The sequence below is a fragment of the Leptospira ilyithenensis genome (assembly GCF_004771005.1).
Classification (GTDB): Bacteria; Spirochaetota; Leptospiria; order Leptospirales; family Leptospiraceae; genus Leptospira_A; species Leptospira_A ilyithenensis.
In genome coordinates, this window is record NZ_RQHV01000001.1 from 18,777 (window position 1) to 43,316 (window position 24,540).

The 24,540-nt window shown below is 41.1% G+C and carries 27 protein-coding genes; 8 read left to right on the plus strand and 19 right to left on the minus strand.

Features of this window, described 5'->3' with window-relative positions; genetic code table 11:
* The first annotated feature begins 47 nt into the window (after positions 1 to 47).
* From EHS11_RS00090 to EHS11_RS00115, 6 genes are read left to right on the plus strand one after another with little or no spacing between them, the layout of a single operon-like run.
* Entirely contained in the window at positions 48 to 1,337 is a 1,290-nt protein-coding gene (locus EHS11_RS00090) for a citrate synthase (RefSeq protein WP_135762387.1), read from the plus strand.
* Between the two features lie 38 nt (positions 1,338 to 1,375).
* A complete protein-coding gene (locus EHS11_RS00095) occupies positions 1,376 to 3,343 on the plus strand; it encodes a SpoIIE family protein phosphatase (protein ID WP_167884295.1) in 1,968 nt (655 codons plus the stop codon).
* Positions 3,340 to 4,176: a class I SAM-dependent methyltransferase gene (locus EHS11_RS00100; RefSeq protein WP_135762389.1), complete on the plus strand. Its 837-nt coding sequence runs from the start codon at positions 3,340 to 3,342 to the stop codon at positions 4,174 to 4,176. Before EHS11_RS00095 ends, EHS11_RS00100 begins: the two co-directional genes overlap by 4 nt.
* Before the next feature lie 4 nt (positions 4,177 to 4,180).
* Positions 4,181 to 5,020 (plus strand): TrmH family RNA methyltransferase, encoded by an 840-nt coding sequence (locus EHS11_RS00105; protein WP_135762390.1) that lies wholly within the window; start codon positions 4,181 to 4,183, stop codon positions 5,018 to 5,020.
* Positions 5,021 to 5,023: 3 nt separating this feature from the next.
* Positions 5,024 to 6,091, plus strand: a complete 1,068-nt coding sequence (locus EHS11_RS00110; protein ID WP_135762391.1) for a glycosyl transferase — start codon at positions 5,024 to 5,026, stop codon at positions 6,089 to 6,091.
* 5 nt (positions 6,092 to 6,096) lie between these two features.
* Positions 6,097 to 7,767, plus strand: coding sequence for a DUF342 domain-containing protein (locus EHS11_RS00115; RefSeq protein ID WP_135762392.1), 1,671 nt, complete (start codon positions 6,097 to 6,099; stop codon positions 7,765 to 7,767).
* A 13-nt stretch (positions 7,768 to 7,780) separates the two neighbouring features.
* Here the strand turns inward: EHS11_RS00115 and EHS11_RS00120 are convergent, their stop codons facing one another.
* The 12 genes from EHS11_RS00120 to pyrB all read right to left on the minus strand — a co-directional run bounded on the left by EHS11_RS00120 (position 7,781) and on the right by pyrB (position 17,235).
* On the minus strand, positions 7,781 to 8,548 hold the full coding sequence (locus tag EHS11_RS00120; RefSeq protein ID WP_135762393.1) for an LA_1326/LA_4305 family lipoprotein: 768 nt from the start codon (positions 8,546 to 8,548) through the stop codon (positions 7,781 to 7,783).
* Position 8,549: 1 nt separating this feature from the next.
* Positions 8,550 to 8,909, minus strand: a complete 360-nt coding sequence (locus EHS11_RS00125; RefSeq protein WP_109018547.1) for an STAS domain-containing protein — start codon at positions 8,907 to 8,909, stop codon at positions 8,550 to 8,552.
* Positions 8,910 to 8,977: 68 nt separating this feature from the next.
* Positions 8,978 to 9,163 (minus strand): hypothetical protein, encoded by a 186-nt coding sequence (locus EHS11_RS00130; protein WP_135762394.1) that lies wholly within the window; start codon positions 9,161 to 9,163, stop codon positions 8,978 to 8,980.
* A complete protein-coding gene (locus tag EHS11_RS00135; RefSeq protein ID WP_135762395.1) occupies positions 9,160 to 9,960 on the minus strand; it encodes a pentapeptide repeat-containing protein in 801 nt (266 codons plus the stop codon). The genes EHS11_RS00130 and EHS11_RS00135 overlap by 4 nt, the downstream gene beginning before the upstream one ends.
* Before the next feature lie 53 nt (positions 9,961 to 10,013).
* On the minus strand, positions 10,014 to 10,214 hold the full coding sequence (gene rpmE / locus EHS11_RS00140) for a 50S ribosomal protein L31 (protein ID WP_109018550.1): 201 nt from the start codon (positions 10,212 to 10,214) through the stop codon (positions 10,014 to 10,016).
* Positions 10,215 to 10,228: 14 nt separating this feature from the next.
* On the minus strand, positions 10,229 to 11,635 hold the full coding sequence (rho, locus tag EHS11_RS00145; RefSeq protein WP_109018551.1) for a transcription termination factor Rho: 1,407 nt from the start codon (positions 11,633 to 11,635) through the stop codon (positions 10,229 to 10,231).
* 148 nt (positions 11,636 to 11,783) lie between these two features.
* Complete coding sequence (locus EHS11_RS00150; protein ID WP_135762396.1) at positions 11,784 to 12,977, minus strand: helix-turn-helix domain-containing protein; 1,194 nt, start codon at positions 12,975 to 12,977, stop codon at positions 11,784 to 11,786.
* 46 nt (positions 12,978 to 13,023) lie between these two features.
* Complete coding sequence (locus tag EHS11_RS00155; RefSeq protein ID WP_135762397.1) at positions 13,024 to 13,662, minus strand: hypothetical protein; 639 nt, start codon at positions 13,660 to 13,662, stop codon at positions 13,024 to 13,026.
* Between the two features lie 3 nt (positions 13,663 to 13,665).
* On the minus strand, positions 13,666 to 14,652 hold the full coding sequence (locus EHS11_RS00160; RefSeq protein WP_135762398.1) for an adhesin OmpL37 family surface protein: 987 nt from the start codon (positions 14,650 to 14,652) through the stop codon (positions 13,666 to 13,668).
* Positions 14,653 to 14,704: 52 nt separating this feature from the next.
* Positions 14,705 to 15,931, minus strand: a complete 1,227-nt coding sequence (locus EHS11_RS00165) for an LL-diaminopimelate aminotransferase (protein ID WP_135762399.1) — start codon at positions 15,929 to 15,931, stop codon at positions 14,705 to 14,707.
* Entirely contained in the window at positions 15,915 to 16,286 is a 372-nt protein-coding gene (locus tag EHS11_RS00170; RefSeq protein ID WP_135762400.1) for a DUF2203 domain-containing protein, read from the minus strand. The genes EHS11_RS00165 and EHS11_RS00170 overlap by 17 nt, the downstream gene beginning before the upstream one ends.
* A 7-nt stretch (positions 16,287 to 16,293) precedes the next feature.
* A complete protein-coding gene (gene pyrB / locus EHS11_RS00175) occupies positions 16,294 to 17,235 on the minus strand; it encodes an aspartate carbamoyltransferase (protein WP_135762401.1) in 942 nt (313 codons plus the stop codon).
* A gap of 68 nt (positions 17,236 to 17,303) precedes the next feature.
* On the opposite strand from pyrB, the gene EHS11_RS00180 reads away from it, so the two are divergent.
* Positions 17,304 to 17,726, plus strand: coding sequence for an acyl-CoA thioesterase (locus EHS11_RS00180; RefSeq protein ID WP_210413596.1), 423 nt, complete (start codon positions 17,304 to 17,306; stop codon positions 17,724 to 17,726).
* 565 nt (positions 17,727 to 18,291) lie between these two features.
* On the opposite strand, the gene EHS11_RS00185 is transcribed toward EHS11_RS00180, so the two are convergent.
* From EHS11_RS00185 to EHS11_RS00205, 5 genes are all read right to left on the minus strand, one after another.
* Positions 18,292 to 18,888 (minus strand): UbiX family flavin prenyltransferase, encoded by a 597-nt coding sequence (locus tag EHS11_RS00185; protein WP_135762402.1) that lies wholly within the window; start codon positions 18,886 to 18,888, stop codon positions 18,292 to 18,294.
* Positions 18,885 to 19,796: a UbiA-like polyprenyltransferase gene (locus EHS11_RS00190; protein WP_135762403.1), complete on the minus strand. Its 912-nt coding sequence runs from the start codon at positions 19,794 to 19,796 to the stop codon at positions 18,885 to 18,887. Before EHS11_RS00190 ends, EHS11_RS00185 begins: the two co-directional genes overlap by 4 nt.
* 787 nt (positions 19,797 to 20,583) lie before the next feature.
* Positions 20,584 to 21,237, minus strand: coding sequence for an endonuclease III domain-containing protein (locus EHS11_RS00195; RefSeq protein ID WP_135762404.1), 654 nt, complete (start codon positions 21,235 to 21,237; stop codon positions 20,584 to 20,586).
* A 21-nt stretch (positions 21,238 to 21,258) separates the two neighbouring features.
* Positions 21,259 to 21,555: a 50S ribosomal protein L28 gene (gene rpmB, locus EHS11_RS00200; protein WP_135762405.1), complete on the minus strand. Its 297-nt coding sequence runs from the start codon at positions 21,553 to 21,555 to the stop codon at positions 21,259 to 21,261.
* Between the two features lie 20 nt (positions 21,556 to 21,575).
* Positions 21,576 to 22,349, minus strand: coding sequence for an LOG family protein (locus tag EHS11_RS00205; protein ID WP_135762406.1), 774 nt, complete (start codon positions 22,347 to 22,349; stop codon positions 21,576 to 21,578).
* Between the two features lie 36 nt (positions 22,350 to 22,385).
* Here EHS11_RS00205 and EHS11_RS00210 point away from each other — a divergent pair, with 36 nt between their 5' ends.
* Positions 22,386 to 23,354: a hypothetical protein gene (locus tag EHS11_RS00210; protein WP_135762407.1), complete on the plus strand. Its 969-nt coding sequence runs from the start codon at positions 22,386 to 22,388 to the stop codon at positions 23,352 to 23,354.
* Here EHS11_RS00210 and EHS11_RS00215 read toward each other — a convergent pair.
* Positions 23,351 to 23,530, minus strand: a complete 180-nt coding sequence (locus EHS11_RS00215; RefSeq protein WP_246047459.1) for a hypothetical protein — start codon at positions 23,528 to 23,530, stop codon at positions 23,351 to 23,353. The genes EHS11_RS00210 and EHS11_RS00215 overlap by 4 nt on opposite strands.
* Before the next feature lie 81 nt (positions 23,531 to 23,611).
* Positions 23,612 to 24,514, minus strand: coding sequence for an aldose 1-epimerase (locus EHS11_RS00220; protein ID WP_135762408.1), 903 nt, complete (start codon positions 24,512 to 24,514; stop codon positions 23,612 to 23,614).
* Positions 24,515 to 24,540: the final 26 nt, after the last annotated feature.

Here is a 24,540-nt window from a genome sequence, read left to right on the forward strand (position 1 = left end):
TTTTCTCGTCTACTTTATCATTGAAAGAGTTAATATTAGGAGAAGATATGTCGGAAAAGGCAATTCTGAAAATAGATGGTAAGGAGTACGAACTCCCCGTAGTCATTGGTTCCGAAAACGAAAAAGCAGTCGATATCACAAAGCTCCGCCAGTTGAGTGGTTATGTTACGATTGACAGCGGTTATCTGAACACCGGTGCTTGTACAAGTGCAATCACATTCTTAGATGGAGAACAAGGGATTTTGCGTTATCGCGGAATTCCGATTGAAGACCTTGCCGCAAAATCGACGTTTACCGAAGTTGCTTATCTTTTAATCCATGGAAAACTCCCTAATCAAGTAGAACTAAAGTCTTGGAATGAATCCATTACGATGCATACGATGATCCATGAGGATCTCAAACGTTTGTTCAACGGATTCCCAAAAGACGGTCACCCTATGGCGATCATGTCCTGTATGATGGGATGTTTATCCACTTATTATCAGGATTCTTATGATCCGATGAATGAAGAGCATAGAGCTATCTCCATCATCCGCCTACTTGCAAAATTTCCAACTATTGCCGCTTTCGCTTATAAAAAGTCCTTGGGACAACCTACGATTCATCCTTTGAACAATTTGGACTACGGCAGCAATTTTTTAAACATGATGTTTGCTGTTCCTGCGGAAGAGTATGTAATCGATCCTGAAATCGTTTCCGCATTGAATCTACTTTTGATTCTTCATGCGGACCACGAACAAAACTGTTCAACATCTACTGTTCGTTTGGTGGGCTCTTCTCTTGCCAACCTTTACGGTGCTATTTCCGCAGGTATCCTTGCACTTTGGGGACCGCGTCATGGTGGAGCCAACCAAGAAGTATTGGAAATGTTGGAAGGAATCAAAAAGTCAGGGCTCAGTGTTAAAAAAATCGTTGAACAGGCAAAAGACAAAAACTCTTCCTTCCGACTCAACGGATTTGGCCACAGAGTTTACAAAAATTTCGACCCTCGAGCAAAAATCATCAAGGTTGCTTGTGACAAAGTTCTGAACAAACTAGGAATCAAAGACCCTCTTCTGGACATCGCAAAAGAATTGGAAGAAGCCGCTCTCAATGATCCTTACTTTGTAGAGAGAAAACTATATCCGAACGTGGATTTTTATTCAGGAATCATTTACCGTGCACTCGGAATACCTACAAACATGTTCACTGTGATGTTTGCTATGGGAAGATTGCCGGGTTGGATTGCCCAATGGAAAGAGATGATCGAAGACCCAAATATGAAGATTGGCCGTCCTCGCCAAATCTACACCGGGGCCGTAGAAACTCCTTACGATATAGCGAAAAAGAACGCTTAAATATCGGAACCGAGATCTGTGGGCGGGGGATCAAACCCTTGCCCTTTTTCTTATTTTTCAAAAGAAACTATCTTAGTTTCTTTTTTTTACTTCTTTTTTCTTCACAAACACTCCTTTACTCCCAAACCCCGACAGTCTCTCTTGCGGAAAATCATTTCGATGGAAACCTGAGAATCACAAAACAGATAGAAGTTTGGGAAGATAAGTCGGGGAAATTCGATTTTGATTGGATTCGAAACCATTCAGAAGAAATTCCTTTTCAAAAAGGCATTTCGGATTATCTCAATTACGGCTTTTCCAAATCCGTTTTTTGGATACGATTCCGATTGGAAAAGCCGCCTGAAGACAAAGATTTATTCCTTCTCATCAAAGCACATAATATCGATTATGTGGATTTTTATTTTTCAAATACTTCGGAGAAAATAACAAAAAAGCAAACCGGACACTTCGTTGTAATGCCGGAACGCGAATTTCCTCATAGACATTATCTGGTTTCAATTCCGAAAGATTCTTACGGAAAAGATATTTATATCCGGATCAAAAGCGATATCTCCCTACAAATCGCAATCGACCTGCTCGATTGGAAAAGCATTCATCAAATCGACTACTCCGAACAGTGGTTTTACGGTTTCTTCTTCGGTTGCCTGGGGATCATCATACTTTACAATCTTGCGATTGCTTTTTTCGTAAGAGACATCAATTATCTTTTTTATATCGGATATGTTTTCTTTTTCGGGCTGGGTCAAATGAGTATGCTCGGATTCGCAGGGTATTTTCTTTTTCCGGATTCCAGTCTTTTTATGAGAAACGGGATTCCTTTGTTTTTCAGTATCTGCATGTTGTTTTTTGTTTTTTTCGCCTCCAGCTTTCTAAAACTGAAAGAAAGATTGAAGATTGCTTATCGGTTTACTTATGTATTAGCAATTGCAATCATCCTGAATGTAATCTTTGCTGCCGCAGGAGAAATTTATATCTCCGCAATTGTATTGAGCTGGCTCACCTCGATCCTTTCCGGGTTCATTATGATTGTGGTTCTTTGGGGATTTTATAAAAGGATCATATCCTTTTATTATTTCGGTGCCGCATTTTTTATCCTGATGGCTTCCAGTGTAATTTATAGTATTTTAAAAATCACCACATTCGAAACCAATACGTTTTTGGAAGAGATGATCTTTCCCATTGCATCTCTTGCCGACATCACTCTGTTTTCCTTTGCGCTTGCGGATCGAATCCAATTGCTTCGTCTTGAAAAAGACCAGGCGATCGAGCAGATTGTTTTACACGAAAAGGAAAGACAAATTTCAAAAGACCTTCTGGTTCAGGCTTTGCCGAAAGCCATTCCCTACATTCCGTCCCTTTCCATCCAGATTTTCATCCAACCGATGAAACAAGTAGGAGGAGATTTTTACGAATTTCACTCACCAAATTCCTGTGAGCTGGGTACTTTGATCTGCGACGTATCTGGACATGGAATTCCAGCTTCACTTGTTTCAGCAATGGGAAAAGTCGCGTTCTCAACACAGAAGAAAAATATTTTTTCTCCCAAACGGGTGTTAGAGGGAATGAATAGGATTTTGTACGGGAACTGCACTCCCGAGTATCTTACAGCCTCCTACGTTTACTTGAACACGGAAACAAATACCTGGCGTTTCGGCAGAGCAGGCCATCCTTCCGGTTTTCTCCAAAGAAAAACGGGGGAGATTTTGACAGTTCATCCCCAAGGTAAGGTGATCGGCACTTTTCCCGAAATCCAGATCGAAGAAATCGGATTTCTTACGAATCCGGGAGACAGGATTCTACTTCTAACCGACGGCGTTCCGGAATCTTTCAATTCCTTGGATGAGATGTACGGCGAGGAAAGACTATTGGAATTTTTGAAAAATAATGCGAATTTGCCCGGAGATCTTTGGGTGAAGGCACTTCTTTCCGATTTAGAATCGTTCTCTGGAAAGGGTTTAAAAGAATGGGAAGACGATATCACTTTTATTCTTTTGGATCTGAAATGAAACAAAGTTACGAACTATTAGACTCAGGCGATTTTTCCAAATTGGAAATTGTAGGCGGATTCAAACTGATCCGTTCCTCCCCCTCTTCCGCTTACGGAAAAGAAAATCCGAAACTGTGGAATGATGCTGACGCTCGTTATGTGAAAAACGATACAGGTTCGGGAAGTTGGTCATTTCAGAAAAAAATCCCCGAAAGTTTTTCCATTGATTTTGCAGGTTTACAATTCAAAATCAAACTCACTCCCTTCGGACATATAGGACTTTTTCCCGAACAAAAAACAAATTGGGATCGGATCAGAGAAATAGGAAAAAAGAAATCCAAGCTTGAAGTTTTGAATCTCTTTGCGTATTCCGGTGGCTCCACCTTAGCATGTTTAGACGCGGGAATGAGCGTCTGCCATGTGGATGCATCCAAAGGTATGGTGGACTGGGCTCGGGAAAATGCAGCACTTTCCAACCTTGCTGACAAACCTATCCGATGGATTGTAGACGATGTATTAAAATTCATACAAAGAGAAATCAAAAGAAAAAAACGTTACCAGGGATTGATACTGGATCCGCCCAGTTTCGGGAGAGGTTCCAAAGGGGAAGTTTGGAAAATCGAAGATCATCTCCCCGAGCTGATGGACGCACTCATGGAGTTATGCGATCATTCCCCCGAGTTCGTCATCCTAAGTTGTCATAGTCAAGGATACAGTCCGTTGACTCTGGAACGTATCCTATCCAGCAGAATCAAAACACGAGGAACGTATAGTACGGACGAATTGTTCATCCAGGAAAAGTCGGGAAAAAAATATCCTTCCGGGTTTTGTTCCTTCTATTTGAAATCCTAAAAATATGAAACCTCAAGTTCAATCCATAACGAGTTTTTCAAACCCGAAAGTAAAATGGGTATCTTCCTTAAAAGAAAAGAGAAGTCGGGATGAAGAGAAAAAGTTTTTTATCGAAGGTTATCGTGAGATTTTTAAAGCGATTAAAGGTGGTTCCGATTCTTCCGTTCCTACCCTTCCGGTAAGACTTCATTCTCTATTTATTTCTCCCGATTGTTTTTTAGGAGAAAACGAATCCAAACTGATTGGATCCGTGACCTGCCCTATCTTCGAACTCCCTAAAAAAATCTTTGAAAAAATATCCTACAGAGACCGCCCCGACGGTTTGATCGCAGTTGCAGAAACACCTAACGCAAATTATGATTGGGATCTTTTTCCCGCTTTGAATCTGAATCCCGTCCTAATCATTGAAGGTGTTGAGAAACCGGGGAATTTAGGAACCATACTTCGCACTGCGGAAGGTGCCGGAGTCGGACTCGTTTTAGTCACGGATCCAAGGATCGATCTTTTCAACCCGAATGTGATTCGAGCGAGCACGGGAACTCTTTTCACTCTTCCGACTTATATCAGTTCTCTCTCGGAAACGATTGTAAATCTTCGCAAACAAAATTACTCCATCCATGCAGTCACCCCGGAAGGAAAGTCCTTATATTCAAATACGGATTTTAGAAAAAAGTCGGCGTTCCTTTTCGGAAGCGAACAATACGGACTCACTCCTTCCGCAAAAGAAGAAAGTGACGATACCCTTTACTTACCGATGTTCGGAGAAGCTGACTCGCTGAATCTTGCCATGTCTTGCGGAATCGTTCTCTATGAGTCCTTGCGTCAAAGAAATACAGGTTCATAAAATTTGAAAATTTACTATTATGTTTCCGGGCATGGCTTCGGCCATATCAGCCGAACATCGGTTATCCTGTCTGAAATTTTAAAAAACCCCGGCCTCACTGAACTCCATCTGATTTCCGAACGAACCAGTTTTATTTCCGAAGCAAATCCAAAACTGATCAAAAGAAATAGTAAATTGGATGTAGGGGTATATCAAAAAGACTCTCTCTCCATGGATACCGAAAAAACAAAACAAGCGTTAATTGAATTTGAAAAATCAAAAAACCGATTATTAAAAGAAGAATCCGACTATTGTAAAACAAAAGGGATAGATCTGATCATTACCGACGCATCTTCCTTACCACTGATCATAGCACTCGAAGTCGGTATTCCTTCCGTGTTTGTCGGAAATTTCACATGGGACTTTATCTATCGCAAGTTTGCAAACCAAGATTCTTATTTCACGAATATAAGCGATATTCTGCTTACTGAATATAGTTTTGCAACGGAAGCATTGGTCTTGCCCTTTCATTGTCCCATGCCTCCTTTTTTGGAAAAAACGGAAGTAGGACTTGTGGGTAGAAAACCGACTCTTACCAAATCGGAAGCAAGAACCTCTTTTCAATTTACCGATTCATACAAATACGTCTTACTTTCGTTCGGAGCTTACGGATTGGAAGGATTTGATTTTCATTGGGAAAATCTTCCGAGTGATATCAAGTTAGTTGCTTACGGCGTGCCCGGGCTAAAGACAGATAGAGTCATTGTTCCCGACTTTTGCAATTATCCCGATCTGGTATCCGCCTGTGATTATGTTTTGACCAAACCGGGTTATGGAATTCTTTCCGAATGTTATTATGCCGATACTCCGATCCTTTATACGGACAGAGGAGATTTTGCCGAATATCCCTACTTAGTCGAAAATTTGCAAAATTATTTTTTAAGTAGCTATATAAGCCACGAAGAAATTTCAAATTGCGAATTCGAAATTCATTTTTCTCGAATTGACAGTGCGAAAGGAAAGGTCAAAGTATTAGAGGTTCCTAAAAACGGAGAAATTCAGATTACAAATCGAATCTTCGAATATACATAGTCACAATGGCATCTGCAGAATCATATCCTGAAAGAATACTCCAAGATTTAGAAGCAAACGAAAACGGTTTTTTTCAAATTGAAAACAGAAAAGGTCGCGCCTATCTTCATGTAACAAAACCAGGCGAAAAAGGCCAGAAAGTAGAGTTCAAAGATGTGCTTTCCCGAATCAAATTGTTCGGAGTGGAAAGTTATAACGAAGATACGATCAAAAAAGTAGTCCTTCATTCCGATGGGAAAGAGGTGGAAATCGGGACTTGGTCCAAAGGAACCCCCGAAGATTCTTATGCGGAAATTACTATTTCCGACGATCATATGAGTGCCTCCCTCAATCTTTATCCTCCCAAACACGGAGGCAATCTTCTATCCGAATACGAGTTGAGAGAAAAAATCGCAAGCATAGGAATCAGCCTGGGGATTTTGGATCCGATCGTTCAAAAAACGATCCGTAACCCCGAATTTTTAGTACCGGTAGTGGTTGCAAAAGGATATCCTCCAACTCCGGGAATCGACGGAGAAATCAAAATTTTCTTCCGCTCTGACAACAAACCGCAGTTAGAAGAAGATGAGCAAGGCCGTATCAATTATAAAAACATAGGAATCATTCAATCGGTAAAACCGGATGATTTGATCGCTGAAAAAATCCCCCCAAAACCGGGACAATACGGAAAAACAGTCACTGGCACATTGATTCCCTTCCCTGAAGAAAAATCAGTAGAATGGGTTTTAGGTCCCAATGTGGATCTAAGAGGAGAAAAACTTTATTCTAAAATAGCAGGACGCCCGGTTCTGGATAGAAACGGAGGGATACGGGTAGACCAAGTGATCCAACTTGAAGCCGTAGATTATTCAACAGGCAATATTGATTTTCCGGGAACAATCATCGTAGAAGAAAAAATCGGAGACGGTTTTTCACTTACAACGAATGGAAGTATCATTATCAAAAGTTCCGTAGGCAAAGCTTTCCTTCGGGCCAAAGGAGACATTGTTCTCTCTGGCGGCTTTATGGGTCGGGGAGAAGGTTATATCGAATCGGAAGGAAACATATACGCTAAGTTTATCGAACAAGGGAAATTATCGGCAGGCGGATCCATCTTTGTGGAAGAAGCGGTCATGCACTCGGAAATTTCGGCAAAAGACATTATACGAGTATTAGGTGGTCGGGGAGAAATCATAGGTGGCACGACCATAGCAGCAAATTCCATTGAGTGCGCCAAACTGGGAGCTGTTGTGGAAACCAAAACGAAAGTAGCGGTAGGAATTCCTCCCGAACTTTTAGAAGAACTTGATCGGATGAAAATAGAAATCTCGGAAAAAGAGAGCACCTTGAAAAAAGTGCAGACTACCCAAACCAAACTACAAGAACAAACAGCGAAAAGAGATCTGAAACAAGACGAAAAAGAAATGTTATCCAAATTGAAAGAAGCAAATGAAAAGTACAGCGTCCTTTTGGAATCTCTTAAGAAACAATTTGATACCGCTCTCGGATCTTACGAACCGAACAAAGAAGCATTTGTTTATGTGGAAAGGGAAGTTTTTCCGGGTGTGGAAGTCAATTTTGGGTCAGGAAAAATATACAGATCAGCCTTAAATTCACTTGTAGGAAAAACAACCATACTAATAGGAGTCGACGGAAATATCCAAACAGAGAGAAATCTTCCGCCAAATGCGCGCTAGATGTTGAATTTAATCAATCGGGTAAAACAGCATCATCTTCGTCACGGTTGATTTTTTTTTCAGGAATAAGATCGGAATCTACCGATGTGATTACTTCTTTTGCAGATTTAACCTTTCTTTTTTCAAACTTGAGTTTGCTTAAGTCTTTCTTGCTAAATACCAACCAACGTCTATTTCTGAAACCATCCACTTCTTTAAAAGCAAACCCTGTATGAGGAAGGATAAAATTGGTTTCAGGAGTATGATCAAAGGAAATATCAGGAATTTTTGACCAATCATAATAATTTCCCTGCTCATCGAATGCAATCTCCGATTGAATTTCTCCAACCAGGATCTCTATCGTATTTTCAGTAGCCCAAATATAAAAACCAGTCCGAACATAATGCGATACTACGGACTTTACAGGATTGTATTTGGAAACAATCAGTAACATTTGATCCGGTTTTACTTTGCGAAGTCCGTCCATAAGGTCTGCGGAAAAATCCTTAATCTCAGCCTCTTCGAAAACATAGAGCAATAAATTCCCATAGGAACTTTCTTGTTTGTAACGAATGTTTCCCAATATATCTAAAATTTTATCTTCCGAAATTTCAATCGGATGAGCGAAACTTTGTTCCAGAGCTTTTTCCGATTTGAGTTTTATATTTTCACGTTTTACGGAATAAATCGCAAATTCATTATTACGAAACAATAAGTTTCTAGACTGAACACCTGTTGCACAGGAATTGATTTCAAAAATTAAAAAAAGAATTAAAACTGAGAAACTAAACTTAGATTTCATTTTATGGCTCCAAAGCCTTTGTGAATTCAGGAAATTTTGATAAGTATTCATCTACCGTCAAAATGGATAAGATATGATTGAGTCCGGAGAGACGAAATACGGAATTTAAATTTTTATTGAGATTGGTTACGTAGATCTCTATGCCTCGGTTGTGTAATGCGGAAGAAGCTTTGATCACTGCGCCGATTCCGGAAGAATCCAAAAACTTGACATTGGAAAAATCCAGAGTCAATTTAGCAAACTTCATACCATCCATGGATTTTTCAAATTCCTGGTAAAATTCCCTGGAATTTTCCATAAGAACATCCTTTTGAATTGAAAAGAGAAGATGATTTTCTTGAAAGTAGGATTGGATGAGCATGAAATTGATACGATTATTACTGTTATCAATACCTTAAAGAGGAAGAGTTTTATGTCAAGACTTTCGGCTCACAAAGGAGCAAGGTCGGAAAGAGCCATTTCTAAATCGTGAGGGTAACCTTCTTTGTCATTGTAGATCACTAAGGCTTTGTCGGAATTCAGTTCTTTGATCTCAACTGTCGCGCCGGTGAAAATAAAAATTCCTTGGAAGAGAAAGGTTTTTTTTGTGAGTTTTACCCTGTCTCCAACCTTCATCCGGCAGCACTCTCTTCTTGGTTCAGATAAAGGTCTTTACCGCCCTTTTTCATCACATCAAAGATATGCATTTGTTTTTGATCCACACGAGTTCCAATATCATAGATTGCATCCGTAAAATCGGCACCTTCCAGATTGGCACCGGCAAGTTTTGCAAAACGAAGATCGGCACCCCGAAAATTAGCATTCATTAAATTGGCACCATTGAAAAAGGAAGCTTTCAGATTGGCACCGGAAAAATTGGCACCTACGAAACTGGAATTTTGAAGGAATGCATTGTGAAGGTCGGCATTGGAAAAATCAACACCGTTGAAGTTTTCCTTTTCTAACATAACACTGGATAAGCTGGCTTCTCTTAGATGACCTTGGGTTTGCAGAAGATCCATAGCTTTCGCTTTGGTGACTCTTTTTTCAGGAGGAACTCCCCCGCCCTTTTCCCAATCCTCCACAGCTTTTTTCAAAGCGGCAACAGCAGACTCCGGATAATTTTTTCTTCTTTCGGGAAACTCAAACAAAGTCTCCAGTGTATCGGGTGTTAAAGTACGAAGATCTTCTATCTTTTTGCCTTTGGCATACTCTGTTGCCATAGCAAGCGCTACAATTCCAAATCCACAGCCAGTGGTTGTGTAACTTGCGTCTTCAATGATGGATTCGGGAGAAACTTTGAGATAAATGCGGTAACCGTCTCCGCAACCTGTATTTCGGTAATAGGAGACTACATTCGCGTCTTCCATCTCACGGTAATTCAACCTCTGGTCGTTGATTTCCTTATATCTTGCAAAGTCCATCACAGCCATTGGCATATCCCCCTAGAGATGATCTGAAATTTAGACAGGTCGAAAGACCTATCTTACTTCATTTTATATTTTTTCTTAAATTTGTCTACCCGACCTGCAGTATCTAAAACTTTAGATTTTCCTGTAAAGAACGGGTGGCAGTTGGAGCAAATCTCCACACTGATATCGCCAGCAGACGACCGTGTTTCGATCACATTGCCACAAGCACATTTGATTTTTGCAGAAACGTATTTTGGGTGGATGTCAGTCTTCATATTGGCGCCTTTCGTTAATTAGTGTTCATACTTGCCAAAAACTGGTCATTCGTTTTGGCAGATCGCATTTTTTCGATCAATAGTTCCATACTTTCCGTGATGCTCATGGGAGAAAGTACTTTTCGGAGGATAAAAACACGGGTAAGAACATCTGCCGGAAGAAGCAGTTCTTCCTTTCTGGTTCCGGAACGATTGATGTCAATGGCAGGAAAAATCCGTTTGTCTGCGAGTTTTCGGTCCAGATGGATTTCCATATTTCCCGTTCCTTTGAACTCCTCGAAAATCACCTCGTCCATTCGGGAACCGGTATCAATGAGCGCAGTTGCGATGATGGTAAGAGATCCACCCTCTTCGATATTTCTAGCCGCACCGAAAAAACGTTTCGGTTTATGAAGTGCATTTGAGTCAACACCACCGGAAAGAATCTTTCCCGATGTGGGAACGACTTGGTTGTAAGCGCGGGCAAGTCTTGTGATCGAGTCGAGAAGGATCACAACATCCCTTCCGTGTTCCACAAGCCGTTTTGCCTTTTCAATAACCATCTCGGCCACTTGGACGTGTCTTTGTGCCGGCTCGTCAAAAGTAGAGCTGACCACCTCGCCTTTTACATGGCGGGCCATATCGGTTACTTCTTCCGGGCGTTCGTCAATAAGGAGGACGATTAGAAAAATTTCAGGGTGGTTTCGGGTAATCGCATTGGCAATCGACTGCATCAGAACCGTCTTACCGGTTCTAGGTGGTGCTACGATCAGCGCTCTTTGCCCTTTTCCAATAGGACACATCAAATCCATGACTCTAGTGTCCAAATGGCTCGGGTCGAATTCCATATTGATTTTTTCGTTCGGATAAAGAGGAGTGAGGTTATCAAAAAGATTTCTTTTTTGAGCCACGTCAACCGGATAACCGTTGATAGACTCCACACGAAGCATGGCAAAAAATCTTTCCGCTTCTTTAGGAGGACGAATGAGTCCCTCTACCGTATCTCCCGTCCGAAGGCCGAAAAGTTTGATCTGAGAAGGAGAAACATAAATATCATCCGGACCTGGCACATAATTATAGTCAGGTGAACGAAGGAAACCGTATCCGTCGGGGAGTTTTTCCATTACCCCGGCAGCATGCACTTGTCCGTCTTTTTCCGTTTGCGCTTGGAGAAGTGCAAACATCAGGTTTTGTTTTTTCAAACCATGTGTATTTTCAACACCGAGACCTTTGGCAAGATCTGCCAGCTCGTTGATATTTTTTTTCTTAAGTTCGACTAAGTCGAGTGCGGGAGGAATCGGTCCTTCGTATTGGCGGCGTTTTTTCTTGAATTGTTTAGGAGGTTCGTTACCGGACTCGTCTTGGTCCATGATGCCGTTGGAAAATTCAGGTTGTTCTTCAGGGGTGGAATATTGTAGTTCGTCTTGTTTGCGTGATGCCATAGAAAATTTTACATAACTGTAGATTTTTTAGAATTTTGATTAAGGGAATACCATTGTGCAAAGAAGGAATGCTAGTGAAACAAACAGCGAAGTTGAAGTAAATGTTTTACTATATGGTAAGGAAAACTTCGGTCTTTAAAGGAATACGTCAACGCCTTTTTTTTGTCTTTTTAATAAGTTTCGATTTCTTAGGAGAAGTTTTTGGTTTTTTGCCCGAAATGGGAGGAGAAACCTTGGCTTTTTTACTCGGTTTTCCTTTCGGTTTTTGAATTTTTTTCGAGCTACTTTCCTTTTTAGTTCCCGTTTTTGCTTTGTCTTTCACTGGAACGGGGCTCACCTCCGCACGTTTTCTGGGAATCGGTTTCTTTTTTTCCGAATCCGTTTCTTTGAATCTTTCCTGTATCTTAAGGTATTTGATTCTGTTTTGCAAAGTCGTACGGGGAAGACCTAGATCCGAAGCCGCATGAGAAATATTGTTTCTGTTTTTCTTAAGAGTCTCATGAATATAAACCGACTCAATTTCTTCTAAAATCCGTTCCAAAGGATATTTGGAAGAGAACGCCTCTTCCAAACTTGGAAAGATATTTCCGGAAGAGGAAACGGATTCCAACCGGGAGGAGAGATGTGAAAACTGATAAAGAAATCCTACGATCTTTTTTTCCTTTCTAAGAGTTACGATTCTAACAAGAGAATCTAACTCCCGTACGATGGTCTGCAATTGATACACGGAATGATCTTTGGATTCGATCTCCAAATCGTTTTCTTTCAAATATTTTGCAAACAAATCCCGGTTCAGATCTCTTAAAAATCTTTCGGCTACCTGAACAGAGTCTTTGAAAAAAGGAATCGGAAGTACATTTTTTTCAAACGCTTCATTATAAAATACGCTATTGCCGGCAACATCCGTGGAAAGAAGTCCGTCCGGAAAATTGGATAAAATCAACTCCATATACCAATGGATGGAATCCTGGGAGTCTCTTTTTTTTTCTTGTTTGGCAGCTATTTCCTCAAGACGGGGATCTCTTTTGTCTGAAGAATCCAATTTGGAAAATTCGGCAAGGAATCTGGGTTTGTCCCAAAACTCTTTTCTGTTTCCTTCATGATCGAGAACCGGAATCCGATTCGAATCCCGAAAAAAGTTCAAGATATTCTCATTCAAATCCTTTTCCAGGATTTCAGTAGGAATGAATTCATAATCTTCCCGGCCTTGGCCTAGATCAGCTAACTCTTGCAATACGCGTTCTTTTGCAATCAGTCCGAGCAAAATCCCTTCGGCATTTACTACAGGTAAATGACTCGCCTTGGTCAAAAGAAAATGTTTATAGATCGACTCTATCTTCACTTTCGGGTCATCCTGTGCGAATTCCCCGGGGTGAAAATCTAAATTTTTAGTTTTCTCGAATGGATTGTCGTTTTGTTTTGTGGTTGTACTGCCAAACAGGTTCCGCCCAAACATTAGCAGCAGTTTGGTAACCTTCGGGAATTTCCTTTCCATGAGATAAAAAGGAAAGCAGCGAATACATTATGGAACGTTTGTAAGTATGCAAGGACATGTGGTAGTTGCCAGAGATATAGAACTCTTTCGCATGATCCTTTTCGCTCTTTGCCATGATTAAGTATCTTTGGATTTTCTCTCTGGTATCCCATTCCATTTTTTTGCCGGAAGCTTTTTCTTCCGATTCTACCAAGAGAAAGCTGCCCTGTGCCTTTTCATAAATATCTTGGGATTTTTCTTCCAAATCAATGCAAAGTTTTCTGGAAGCAAAAGCAAGCTCGCCTTCCGCAATGGAGAGAGTTTTTTCCATTCGGATTTTTTCACCTATCCGGTATGCATCTTCCACTTCCGAACGAACTGTACTGAGAGTATTTCTTTCCGACTCTTCCGGCAGAGATAGAGTTTCTTTGACATCAAAAACAAGTCCGATCTTTTGATCGAATTGTTTCTTTCTCTCTCTGGAAGAAAGAGTGGTCTTTCCTAAAAGAGAGAGAGAAAGAATGAAGGCCAGAGCAAGGGTTACAGTACGCATGACTTATTTTTTAGGTTTCTCTTCGTAAGTAGCCTTACCTTGTTCATCAAACTTCGGTACTGCGGGAACGGATTCACGTTTTGCACCTTCGGTTTCTTTGATTTGCAAGTTGGCTTCTTGTAATAGATCCAAACGTTTTGAAGTAATGAATCCGTAATTATCATCATGTTGTTCCAAAAGATCCAATGGTTTTGCATCGGGGTTTCCCGGAGGAGCTATAGCTCTTTCCATTCTTTTGTTTTCCATAAAGTTAATCAGAGTATCTCTTACTTTCTCGTAGTTTCTTTGTTTTTCTTCATTACGAGCGTCTTTGATATCATCCAAAGAACGATATTGGTATTCCGGCTTATCCTCATCGGGAGTTTTGGAATAAATCATCGAAAGGATCGCAAATCTTTTCGCACGTCTAAGTGTCAAAATTCCCTCTTTATAAAGAGTTAATTTATAACGGTATTGGTGCGGGCTGGAATTGAGTCCTGTCGTATATAGATCTTCTGCGGAACGAAGGTCGCGAAATCCTAGTCGAAGGAGTGCCTTGGAAGAATTGTCATTGGAACGGATGATGGCAGGTGCCGCAGATTCCAATAGAGCCCTAGCATCTTCTATATATCTTTGAAGAGTAACTTCGTATATGGTTTTCAATTCCCCTTGAGCACCACGCAACTGACGGAATGCGTAGGAATAATTACTTTGCAAATACCACATGTTTCCGCTAAAGTCCGTTTGGTTGGCGGCCTTGAGCATTTTGAAGTAATCGTTACTTTCCAGATTTTTTTTATCAGGTGCCGCAGTAGTTGTTCCTGCGGCAGGCGCCACCGCGTCCTCTTGGGGAGGTGAGAGGTTACTCAGACATATGTTGATAAAATTAATGTTTTCTTTATTTTCAAAAATCAAAATCCCCAAGTTTGTTTGTTCGGGGGACACAGCACTCAAATGCGAGATGTGCAAGCTCGCAAGTGCGACAAAGAGTATAAATTTCCATTTTCCCATAGCTCTACCTTGTTTACTATATCGGTGCTATGGGAAAAACCTAGAAATTTTTTTAGATTTTTTGAATGCGTTCTATGGCAGAAAGCACATCTTCCCTCTTTCCGAAGGCGGAAAGTCGGAAATATCCCTCTCCAGCGGGTCCAAATCCCGATCCGGGGGTTCCTACAATCTGTGCTTTGGAAAGAAGTTCGTCAAAAAACTCCCAAGATTTCAGGTTTCTGGGAGTTTTCAGCCAAATATAAGGAGCGTTCAGTCCTCCGAAGATTTTATAGCCGCTCGCTCCCAAACCTTCCCGGATGAGGCGCGCATTCTCCATATAATAGGAAATTTGTTCCCCGATTTCCTTTTGGCCTTGGGCGGAAAAGACCGCTTCAGCTCCTTTTTGAGTCACATAAGAAACTCCGTTGAACTTGGTAGTATGGCGACGGCTCCAAAGGGAATTGAAGCTGATTTCCTCTCCTTTGGATGTTTTGCCTTTCAGTTCTTTAGGAATCACAATGTAGGCGCAACGTGTGCCCGTAAACCCCGCCGTTTTGGAAAAAGAGCGAAATTCGATCGCAACTTCTTTTGCTCCTTCGATTTCATAGATGGACTTCGGAATCGTAGGATCTTGGATAAAAGACTCGTAAGCAGAATCGAAAAGAATGATGCTGCCCGATTTATGCGCAAAAGCAACCCACTCCGCCAAACGCTCTTTAGTTGCAACCATCCCGGTAGGATTGTTCGGATAACATAGATAGATGATGTCCGCCTTTTCTTTAGGAAATTCAGGTTCAAAATTGTTTGCTTCCGTTGCAGGCATATAGACAATATTTTCATAATGTCCGTGGGCATTCACTTCACCGGTTCTACCTGCCATCACATTCGTATCCACATAAACGGGATAAACCGGATCAACCACCGCTATCTTGCTATCCAATGAAAATATCTCCTGGATATTTCCCGCATCGCATTTGGATCCGTCGGAAACAAAAACTTCATCTTCGGAAATTTTCACTCCCCGTTTTGTATAATCGTGTTCAATGATTTTATTAATTAAAAAACTGTAACCTTGTTCGGGACCATAACCATGAAATCCTCCGGGGGTTCCCATTTCTTTTGCAGCTTCCACCATCGCATTTACGATGGAAGGCACCAAAGGAAGGGTTACGTCACCGATTCCCAAACGAATGATTCGTTTGTCAGCATTTGCATCCGAATATGCCTTTACTCTTCTTCCAATCTCAGGAAATAGATAACCTGCTTTGAGTTTTAAGTAGTTTTCATTGATCCGAGTCATTTTTTTCCTCTTTCGATTCTTCAATTAATTTTCGGGAACGAAATCCGTCGTTATATCCATGTTCGTATAACACGTCTTCTTCGCCCCAAGTCCAACAATAATAACCTTTTCCATTATCAAAATCAACGAGCCATAACCCTTTCACATCCAGATCGAGAGCTAAAATTTCATTGGACCAAGCTTGGACCAAGACGGAAATCTCGTCTTCTTTTGCTTCCAGCACATTCTCGGGAAAAACTTTGTTTCTGATTTCATCTGCAAGTTTACTGGATTTAATATAATAGTCTCTTGTAATTTCCCTTACTAAAGGAAGCACTTCTTTCGCTTCCGCCAAATTCCAGATACGTTTTGTCATGATAGGTTTATTTCTTTTCTCCGAAAGGAACACCTAAGCTCAGACAAAGAAGAGCCATCCTGACTACCACACCGTATTTCGCCTGACGGAAGTAAGCTGCATTTGGCAAGTCGTCAACGTCCGTTGACAACTCATTCACACGAGGGAGAGGATGAAGTATGGTCGTATCTTTTTTGGAAGCAAGAACCAGTTCTTTGTTCACTTTATAGATATCTTTTAATTTTTCATATTCTTTGTGATCGGCAAATCTTTCCTCTTGGATACGGGTCACATAGGCTACGTCCGATTCCCAAAATGCTTTGATGTCCGTCGTTTCTTCCCAAGTCATGGGGAAACCGGTTAAGTTCTTTTTATAATTTTCAGGCAGTTTCAATTCCTCGGGAGAAATCAAATAGAGATGAACTTTGTAATGTCTGAGCAGATTGATCAGGGAGTGAATCGTCCTTCCATATTTTAAGTCTCCGATAAACGCGATACTTAAACCCTCGATTTTGCCTTTTTCGGAAATGATTGTGTACAAATCCAAGATCGCTTGAGTGGGATGTTGCCCTGCTCCGTCACCTGCATTGATCACAGGGATGGAAACGGCGCCTGCTGCGATTCGGGAAGACCCTTCCACAGGATGACGAATCACTGCAATGTCCGTGTATGCTTCAATCATCTTCATTGTATCATAGAGGGTTTCTCCTTTGGAGATGGAAGAGAATTGAAACCCGACTGTGGAGACAATTCGTCCGCCTAACCTTTCCATGGCCGCTTCAAAAGAAAACCGGGTTCTGGTAGATGCCTCAAAAAAAAGAGAGGCGAGTAACTTTCCATTCAAAATGCCGAAGGCTTCCCCCGATTCGTGGAGCTTTTGCATGATTTTTGTTTTTTCGATCAGAAAATCTAAATCTTCTTTTGAGAATTGGAGGGCATCGAGAATGTTCCGGTGGGAATAAGAATACATATGGCGGAAATCTTTTACCAAGGGTTTTTGGTATCGAATAAATCGAAAACAAAATTTTACTGGTCAGTATGTCCGACCAGATTTTGACCAAAATTGCTTCCATGGACCTAGTGACCCAACACCTAGTCCAGCCAGACGATCTAAATTACCACAACAACCTATTTGGGGGTAAAATGCTCTCCTGGATCGATGAGGGAATGGCGATGTTTGCCATGATGAAAATCAATTATACGAATATTGTCACCGTAAGCATGGACAATGTAGTGTTTCGCTCCCCCGCACGCGCAGGAGACATTATCCAAATTTATGGCAAAATCATCAAAACGGGAAAATCCTCGGTCACGGTCAAAACACTCGCGATCTCCAACAACCCGCAAACGGGAAAATTGGCCGAAGTGATCGAAAGTGAAATCAGCTATGTTTGTTTGGATGACAAAGGAAAACCCTACTTCCATTTTCGAAATTTCAAAATCCAGAGCGAAAAGCCATAAGCCAAAAAGGCGAACTTATTTCAAAAAAAAATCCGGGAAGCTGAAAGAAACAGGAAAGAACGCATAATGTGTGCTATTTGGAGCGCATTGGGTGGCGGGTGGTTAACACCCCACCCAATGTCGATAGGGCGGGGATAGTATTCTAAAAACCCCTCCCCCACGCCAGGGATCGCAGCGGAAATCCTTTCCCGAAGGGAAAGATTTGGAGCGAAGAGCCCGGTCGGGAACTAAAATCCCATCCGGCTCCATCTAACATATCCGAGGCGCCCACCAAACAAAAAACTGTTTACTATTCTATTCTTAAAAACAGATGAGGTGGTTCCGGCGGTGACTTGAAACACATCTTTGGATTAACGTGAGTTTTAAAAAGTTAGTTGGTTAAAGATTTACGTGCTCCTTGATTAGACTTGCAAGCAAGTCTGTGAATTTGGACTACCGCATTCGCTTGCCGTCCAATTCACATTCTCGCTTCCTATGGGTCGCTGCGAATGACCATTGATAGTCGAGTTCGCCCGTCGTAACACGGAGGTTACGCGGGCAGGAGCGTGGCAAGCGTAGCGCTCGCTTAGCCGACCCATTTGGGATACAATTCAGAATCCACACCTAACAGATTAAATATCCTGCCGGAAATAAAATCCCCCAGATCATCGAGGGTTTTCGGTATTTGATAAAATCCGGGTGAAGCTGGCAGTATGATTGCACCCGCTTCGTCCAGAGACAATAGATTGCGAAGGTGGACCCGATTGTAGGGGGTCTCTCTCGGTACTACAATGAGTCTTCTTCTTTCTTTCAAACTCACATCGGCCGCGCGTTCGATCAGATTTTCCGTCAAACCAGCGTTTATCGAGGCAATTGTTTTCATACTACACGGAACAACTACCATCGCATCCCATACATTGGAGCCGCTTGCTATATCGGAACCTATATCGTGAAAATTGCGAATGTGAAATTTATGTTTTAGTTCGGGTTTCCATTTAGTTTGGATAAAATCCAAAACATCCTCAGGTTTGGAAACGGAGGTTTCGTATTCTTCGGAAAAAATCCGAAGCGAAGGCGGACTGACAATAAAATAGGATTCGCCGGGGATTTCGGAAAGAGCTCGCAAAAACCTTGCAGCGTAGATCGAACCGCTTGCCCCTGCCAATGCGACAACTAACTTCACTTAAATGAAATTCCGGAAGAAAGTTTGATTAAAAATTCGGACCATTTGTCAATCAAAATGGCAAAGAACAACACAACACTGATCCAAGAGTTGATTTGATAAAACCGGGGAGGAAGTTCTTTGGAACGGTGATTCCAGGAAAGTCTATGTTCGTAAAACAGCAAAAATGCGATGATAGAAAGAACCAAGTAGTATAAAATTCCAAGCTCAGCAAACCTTCCGGCAAAACTGAATCCGAAAAGAGAAAGCACATGCAGAATAACGGCAATAATGCGGGATTTTTTTTCGCCGAACTGGGAAGGAATGGAATGCAAACCTTCCTTCGCATCGAAATCCGCATCCTGGATGGCATACAGAATATCAAAGGCTGAAATATGAAAAAGCAGCCCCAAAGAAAACAGGATGGGAATCGTATCTATACTTTCCGTCATCGCAATCCAGGCACCGAGAGGGGCGAGGGAAATGGCAAGACCCAAAACCAAATGACAAAAAAGAGTAAACCTTTTGGTCAAAGAATATAGAAACAAAACAAATAAAGCCGGAAAGGATAATAAGAATGCCAGCTTATTGATAAAAAAACTGGAGAAGATAAATATAAATGCTGAAAGACCAATGAAAAGAAGTGCCGAGAGTTTGGAAATTTTTCCGGAAGGGATCTCTCTTTTTTCCGTCCGGGGATTTCTTTCATCGATTTCCGCATCCACATAACGGTTAAATCCCATTGCAGCACTACGGGCACTCACCATACAGATAACGATCAGAAGTCCTATGCGAATCAAATCCACTGTTTCAAGAGGGGACTGTAAGTACGCCAAGATAAAAGAGATTCCCGCAAAAGGGAGGGCAAAAAGAGTGTGAGAGAGTTTAACCATTTGTCCGTAGAGAATAATATTTTTAAAGATGTTCATGGCAGGAGACTAACGTGCCCATTCCTTAGACTGTTTTTAGATTTTTTGGTTCATTTGAGGACCAATTCAACCGTTCTATTCCATAGAGTCCCATCAATGAAGATACTTATTCTAGCACTTTTTTTCCTATCTCTGTCTTTTCCTCTCTTCAGTCATCCTTCCGAAGCGGATTTACCCATCAAAATCTTCTTTCACTGTGGAAAGGACGCTCATACCCAAATGAACCGGGAGGGCAGAGGTGGACTCGGCGCCATCCTCCAATGGGTAGAATCGGAGAAGTTGGATTATAAAAAGAAAAACGGGAAAGCTTACTTGTTATTTCCTTTCCTGGACAAAAACGATAAAAAACTGAAAAACTATCCTTATGACGGTTACCAAGAGGAAAAACAATCCGTAATCGAAACCGGACCCGTTAAACTTGGATTAGGTTACCTTTCTTCTTTCGCCAAGCTGGAAGATTATTTTGATTACGACGGTTGGATTTATTTTGTAAAAGAGTCGGAAGAGATCCTTCTTGCTACTACTGAATTTCCAAAAGACCCGAACTTCCCCATATTTTTACTAGGAGAACCTGGCAAACGCGCCAATTTCAGATACCTTGCTAATGTACATCAAATTACCTGTCCGAATGATTTCGGAAAATTGGGAAGTTTGGAACTTTATTTTCGCAAAAGGAATTTAATCCGAATTCATCACGAGGTGGTTTCAGTCAACTTGGAAGATCGCAATCGCTCTTGGAGAAAAAAACACGAATCCGTAAAGGAAGAAGAACTACCGGTTGCTACTGTCAGTCAACAGAATACGAAGGGCAAATCTTCGAAAGACAGCAAGTCGAACACTCCGTACGCCTCGCTTGGCAATTCTTACGACCGAGAAATATCAGGTACAGAGAAAGGTTTCTCCAATACTCCTTAGGAATCAATTCCATCATTTCTCTTTCGATTTTGACTGGGTCGCTAGCCTCGGTTAAACCAATTTTTTTTGTCAGTCGTTTGACATGGGTATCGACTACAAAACCCTCCGAAATTCCATAGAGCTCGCTTAACACTACATTGGCGGTCTTTCGGCCGAACCCAGGCAGAAGAATCGCCTCTTCCAAAGTCCTGGGAATCACTCCTCCGAATTTGGAAACGAGCATTCTCGCAAAACCTTGTATGTTTTTGGCCTTGTTATGATAAAAGCCTGTGGAAAAAATTTTCTTTTCTATATCTACAAGCTCCGCCTTGGCGAAAGACTCCAGACTCGTAAATGTTTTGAATAATTCCGGTGTGACCTCATTGACTCTTGCATCGGTGCACTGCGCCGACAATATGACTGCGATCGCAAGCTCATGAGGTTGTGAATAGGTAAGCGGAGTTTCCACCACACCAAACTCGTCGGATAACAGGCTGTATAGATTTTGAATGAATTCGGGAGAAGGTCTTTTCCTGGCCTTTTTCATAAGACCAGGTTAGATAAAAAACTATTTTGCGGAAGAAACTTTTGCAGCGGCAGCAGAACCAACGCCGATATATTTTTTAGGCTCGATTGCTTTGATGTCTCCGCCATGGTCTTTGATCGCATTCTTGAGACCTTTTTTGCGCAAAGTTCTAAGTGCACGTGTGGAAATTTTCACACGAACCCATCTGTTCTCGTCTTCTAAAAAAATCTTCTTAGTAATAACGTTGACCTTCCAAATACGACGGTCTTTTTTATGTGAGTGGGATACGTTATTCCCCGCAGTCGTTCCTTTTCCAGTTACAACACATCTTCTTGCCATATGATTTCCCTTTGCTTTCGCTATGATTTTGTACCCAATTTTTGGGTCAATTCCAAACGAATCTTTTCTTGGAAGAAGCGGAATGCTTCTTCCGGAGTATTTGCATAAGAAAAAAGATCAAGATCATCTTCATTGATAAGCCCATATTCCGCAAGAACGGGGAAATTCACCACTTTATCCCAAAATTCCTTTCCGTATAACAAGATGGGAATTTTCGTTTTTTTCTCGGTTTGCACCAAGGTCAAAACTTCAAACAATTCATCGAAGGTCCCAAAACCACCAGGAAAAGCAACAATCCCCCGGCAATGTTTCATAAACCAAAGTTTTCTCATAAAGAAGTAATGGTATTCAAAAGAAAGTTTGGGGCTGGCATAAGGATTTGCGTGCTGCTCAAAAGGAAGTGCGATATTCAACGCGATGGACTCTCCACCGGCATCGGATGCCCCTCGGTTTCCCGCTTCCATAATCCCAGGCCCTCCTCCCGTAGAGATAAATAGTTTTCTACCGGGAAATTCACTGTCAAAATGATTGCCCCAATCGGAAAGAAGTCTCGAAAATTCCACTGCTTCTTCATAGTATTTCACCAAAGGAAGAAGTCCTTTGTGTAAGGAACCGTTTGCATTTTTTTTGCCTTCCGGGCTGGGAATGCGCGCCGAACCAAAAATAACAACAGTGTCCGTTACCCCATGTCGGATGAACTCTGCCTTTGGGTGCAGATATTCCGATAAAATACGAAGGGATCCGGCATCGTCTCCCCATAAAAAATCTTTGTTTTCAAAGGCTAATGTTGTCATTCTGCTCCTAAGATCGGCGATTTCCCATACTAAAAGATGAAAATCCTTCATAAATTGATTAAATTCGGAAAAGGCGTAAAATTCAAAATAGAAAGCCAACAAATAGAAGTTAGTTTCTACACTGATTCCGTTCCTTTAAGCGAAAAAGATCTGAAACAAAGGTTCGCAGAAGAATGGGACGATTTTTCCGAAAAGAATCTTTTCCATTTCATAAGCTTTGATTGGAAAATCCATCCCAAACCTATAGGAAAAAGTCAAATCGAACTTTATGGAACTCGAAAGCTGGATTCATTCTCAAAATTTCATTATCTTTTATTTCCCAATCACTATATAGGCCGGGAAAGGATTCATTTAAAGGAAAAAGCAAATTTATTTCTGGGAATTCCCCCGAAGGCATCTGCGAATAAAAAATTCATAAAAGATAAAATCCATAATCTTTTCCGTACTCCCAGAAGGATCTTTTGGAAAGAAATTTCTTTCCAAAAATTTGAAATCCCAAAATCGGAAACTCATTCATTTTCAAATGCCGACTTTCTTCCCCTTCTGAAAGAAGGCCAAATGACTCTCATTGTCAAATGGGCAAGACTTACCCGGATTTCCTATCTATTGAAACTGACGACTTTTGACAGGCCCTCTCCATTGGTTGGAGAAATATTTTTGAAATCCAGAAGGAAATTTGCGGAAGGAAGTTTTGGCGAGTCCTGTTTTGTTTCTTTGGGTTATTTTTTGCCTAATGAGAAAGATAATTATTTTCTTTCCTACTGGGGTCTAACACCGGTTATTGATAAAGAGTGGCAGCAGTATGCAATGCCGCAAAACCTGAATGAAACGGAAGACCTGGATTTTTACGGCCTTACGCAAGACATTTGGTTCGGGCAAATTCTGATCTCCAAAGGAATCAAATTCAAAAAGAAAAAGAATTTAGTCTTTGTCACTGAGGCTTCCGAAGTCTGCAATTCCGGTTATGAAAAAATATTTTTGGAATCTACATGGGAACTTTTTTAAGAAGTCTGACGTCCCGGGCGCCATTTTTTTGCCAGATCATCCAAGATCACAAAACGGGAATTTTTACCAATGACTACTTCATTCAGTTTCCTGTCCTGAAGTGCCCGATAAACAGACGTTCTACTGGTGCTCTTTTTTTCTGCGAAGTATTTGATCTCTAAAAGATTCTTACTCATTCGTTTGCAAGTTTGTATAATCGTATCAGTCATCGTTTGGCGAACCTTGACATTTAGACGAAAAATCACTACCTTACTTGGCTAAAAACTCTCCATTCTAATAAAAAATTCTATGGTTTTTTGTTCTTTTTTAGGTAAAACCACAGGGTTTGACTCGGAAAAATGCAAAAAATTTCCAGTGGAGGTCATAGGCTCGATCGCAATCGACTTTCTATCCCCGGGAATGTAAACTTGGTAAAAATTTCCCCCTCCTACTAAAATTTTCTCTTTTCGGTTCATGGAAAAAAAACCGAAATAGGATGATTTTGGATCCTTATCCTTTGCCATAAAAAGCGAATCGTAATGTTTTCCCTCCAATTTTACTTCTTCTTCCAAACGGATTTTTTCTTTGGAGATTTTTTCAGGAAGTAGATAATCGCCTAACTTCACTTCGTAAAAACCGGTCCCGAAAAGATACAGATCGTCTATGTTTTCTTCATTTCCCCAACGAAAATAGGGATGAATTCCCAAAGCGAAAGAAAAATCTTCTTCCGAATGATTTTCAATCTGATAACGGATCTTTAGTTCATGATCCGTTAAAATATAGGTTTCCGTCAGATCAATGGATTCTAGAAAACAGTTTTTCCATTCCACGGGCAGTTCAAAACCGAAACTGACAATACTTGACATATCCGAATGGGATTCCGAGAGAATCTTACGATTTAAGTTATGAAATAACCCGTGTAAGGAGACTCCGTTCCCGTCAGTCAACCAATGTATGCTGGGATAAAAAGGCGCTACTGCCCAAGGATTGGGTTTCAAACGATTGACCCAAGGAAACATGAGAAAAGATCCGGATGCAAAAAAAGGATCGGGTGATTTATAGCCAGCAATGACGGAAAGCTGGGAAAAATCCACGGGAGAAGAAAGTATAAGGTTGATCCATTGCCCTCCGGAGTCGGGTAAAATGTCGAAATAAGCCTTTTTTGTTTTTAGTCGGTACAAATGAGACCTCAAAAATGATTGAATCC

Coding starts and splice junctions, on each gene's coding strand:
- EHS11_RS00090 (WP_135762387.1), top strand. CDS start 48: ATGTCGGAAAAGGCAATTCTGAAAATAGATGGTAAGGAGTACGAACTC.
- EHS11_RS00100 (WP_135762389.1), top strand. CDS start 3,340: ATGAAACAAAGTTACGAACTATTAGACTCAGGCGATTTTTCCAAATTG.
- EHS11_RS00105 (WP_135762390.1), top strand. CDS start 4,181: ATGAAACCTCAAGTTCAATCCATAACGAGTTTTTCAAACCCGAAAGTA.
- EHS11_RS00115 (WP_135762392.1), top strand. CDS start 6,097: ATGGCATCTGCAGAATCATATCCTGAAAGAATACTCCAAGATTTAGAA.
- EHS11_RS00120 (WP_135762393.1), bottom strand. CDS start 8,548: ATGAAATCTAAGTTTAGTTTCTCAGTTTTAATTCTTTTTTTAATTTTT.
- EHS11_RS00125 (WP_109018547.1), bottom strand. CDS start 8,909: ATGCTCATCCAATCCTACTTTCAAGAAAATCATCTTCTCTTTTCAATT.
- EHS11_RS00130 (WP_135762394.1), bottom strand. CDS start 9,163: ATGAAGGTTGGAGACAGGGTAAAACTCACAAAAAAAACCTTTCTCTTC.
- EHS11_RS00135 (WP_135762395.1), bottom strand. CDS start 9,960: ATGGCTGTGATGGACTTTGCAAGATATAAGGAAATCAACGACCAGAGG.
- rpmE (WP_109018550.1), bottom strand. CDS start 10,214: ATGAAGACTGACATCCACCCAAAATACGTTTCTGCAAAAATCAAATGT.
- rho (WP_109018551.1), bottom strand. CDS start 11,635: ATGGCATCACGCAAACAAGACGAACTACAATATTCCACCCCTGAAGAA.
- EHS11_RS00155 (WP_135762397.1), bottom strand. CDS start 13,662: ATGCGTACTGTAACCCTTGCTCTGGCCTTCATTCTTTCTCTCTCTCTT.
- EHS11_RS00160 (WP_135762398.1), bottom strand. CDS start 14,652: ATGGGAAAATGGAAATTTATACTCTTTGTCGCACTTGCGAGCTTGCAC.
- EHS11_RS00165 (WP_135762399.1), bottom strand. CDS start 15,931: ATGACTCGGATCAATGAAAACTACTTAAAACTCAAAGCAGGTTATCTA.
- EHS11_RS00170 (WP_135762400.1), bottom strand. CDS start 16,286: ATGACAAAACGTATCTGGAATTTGGCGGAAGCGAAAGAAGTGCTTCCT.
- pyrB (WP_135762401.1), bottom strand. CDS start 17,235: ATGTATTCTTATTCCCACCGGAACATTCTCGATGCCCTCCAATTCTCA.
- EHS11_RS00180 (WP_210413596.1), top strand. CDS start 17,304: ATGTCCGACCAGATTTTGACCAAAATTGCTTCCATGGACCTAGTGACC.
- EHS11_RS00190 (WP_135762403.1), bottom strand. CDS start 19,796: ATGAACATCTTTAAAAATATTATTCTCTACGGACAAATGGTTAAACTC.
- EHS11_RS00195 (WP_135762404.1), bottom strand. CDS start 21,237: ATGAAAAAGGCCAGGAAAAGACCTTCTCCCGAATTCATTCAAAATCTA.
- rpmB (WP_135762405.1), bottom strand. CDS start 21,555: ATGGCAAGAAGATGTGTTGTAACTGGAAAAGGAACGACTGCGGGGAAT.
- EHS11_RS00205 (WP_135762406.1), bottom strand. CDS start 22,349: ATGACAACATTAGCCTTTGAAAACAAAGATTTTTTATGGGGAGACGAT.
- EHS11_RS00210 (WP_135762407.1), top strand. CDS start 22,386: ATGAAAATCCTTCATAAATTGATTAAATTCGGAAAAGGCGTAAAATTC.
- EHS11_RS00215 (WP_246047459.1), bottom strand. CDS start 23,530: ATGAGTAAGAATCTTTTAGAGATCAAATACTTCGCAGAAAAAAAGAGC.